The sequence below is a fragment of the Streptococcus sp. DD11 genome (assembly GCF_001578865.1).
In the GTDB taxonomy this organism is placed as follows: Bacteria; Bacillota; Bacilli; order Lactobacillales; family Streptococcaceae; genus Streptococcus; species Streptococcus panodentis.
In genome coordinates, this window is the sequence record NZ_KQ969396.1 from 114,485 (window position 1) to 116,033 (window position 1,549).

Annotated in this window: 1 protein-coding gene and 1 pseudogene; both read right to left on the reverse strand. The window is 47.6% G+C overall.

Translation table 11 applies throughout. The features are described from left to right. Positions 1 to 179, reverse strand: a 179-nt coding sequence (locus STRDD11_RS14600) for a TIGR04197 family type VII secretion effector (protein WP_128837318.1), incomplete at its 3' end; no start/stop codon positions are given. A gap of 497 nt (positions 180 to 676) precedes the next feature. Then, positions 677 to 1,549, reverse strand: a pseudogene (locus STRDD11_RS10010) (hypothetical protein); the annotation flags it as partial.

Consider the following 1,549-nt stretch of genomic DNA (forward strand, 5'->3'; position numbering starts at 1 on the left):
GCTTGCGTGAGAACAGCCGCACTAAAGTCAGAAACCGCCTGTAGCATCCTGTTGGCCGCCTGACGTCCGGCTTCCATCCCAGCAATCTCAGCCGTATAGGCAAACTCCACCTGCAGATTTTGCGCAGCGCCGGTGTCCAGCCCGACCAGCTCGCTGATCGCCGAGCTAGCTGATATCATATAGTCTTTTAGTTTGCTTTTAGTACTAGGCAACGAGCCGCAGGCTGTACTGGAGTACGGCAAGGTGAGTTAACGACGTAATAAAAGATAAACTAAATGACGATATTGGATTTAATAGTGCCCATTACATACTCCTTTGCACGATTCAATATTTACCCTTTCATTATATCATAGTTTAAAGAAAAAGGGAGTTCATTTTCTATAGGCTTGTTTCGCACGCAGCCTCAAAACCTCCCCCAGAGGTTTTGAGCTAGTTTCGTCAAGAGGCTTTCAGAGTTTACAGCTTTTGTCCTAATGGACAAAACTGCATCCACTGCTCTAGGACTCAACTGCGCCCTTAGGGCTGGTTTCGTCAAGAGCAGTAGAAAATCCTCAGAAGGTTTCTTCTCTCTGAGGATTGTTTACTTTAATAGAAGACCGCCAATTCGGTGTTTAATTTTTCCTGTATGCCGGTAGCTGAGCAAGGCCAGCAGACCCAGCAGAATGACCAAGGCCGCCTACAGCAGATAAAGGATCAGGGCCGGCAGGCTGAGGGAGAGGAAGAAGAGAACTGCAATGGCTATCACCATTCCTATGGTAATCAGCAGAGCCAGCAGGGTCTTAACCATGCTGTTGCCCCGGTTCAGCAATTCTGTGACATTGGACCAGTTGGTCGATAGGTGCTTGTAGTCATAATGATAGCCCCAGGAACTCCAGATCAGACTGGCGAAAAACCAGACTAAGAGCATGGTGATGAGCGTAATGGGGTGCACACCAAGAAATAAACTGACAGCCAGCAGCAAAACAACCGGCAGCACAGACTGGAGGACAAAGAGATACCAAAATTTCAGACGGATGTACTTTTCCAGGTCAAAGGGCAGAACTTTGAGATAGTCAAAGTTTTCCCTTTCCAGTGAAATCCCAATGGCCGTCAGATTATTGCCGCCGGAATTGAGCGTGGCAATGAAAACAGCCAGCAGAATCATCGGCAGCAGAAAACGTGGTGTCAGATAGGAAGCAAGGGAGGGAAGATTTCTCATAACTCCCATGACTATACTGATAATGAAGAGATAGGGAAGAACAGCCGACATCAGAATGGTCTGCATGACGACAGAACCTTCACTCAAGAGCCGGATATGATAGCGCCAGGCAAATTTCCCTAAATTCTTGGCATCATCAACATTGATGTCTCGCACGCGCTCCTGCTTACCTGCTGCAGAGCCGGTCATCAGGGCTGCTTCGTAAAATTCAGGAATAACCTTGACTTTGACGATGAGAAAAAGAATAGCTGCTGCTGCCAGCCAAGCTGAAATACCGATGAGCGAGGCTGACTCAAATGGACTGATGATAAAATGGTAAAAGGCTTCCATAGGCGGAAAGAAAGAGGCTGG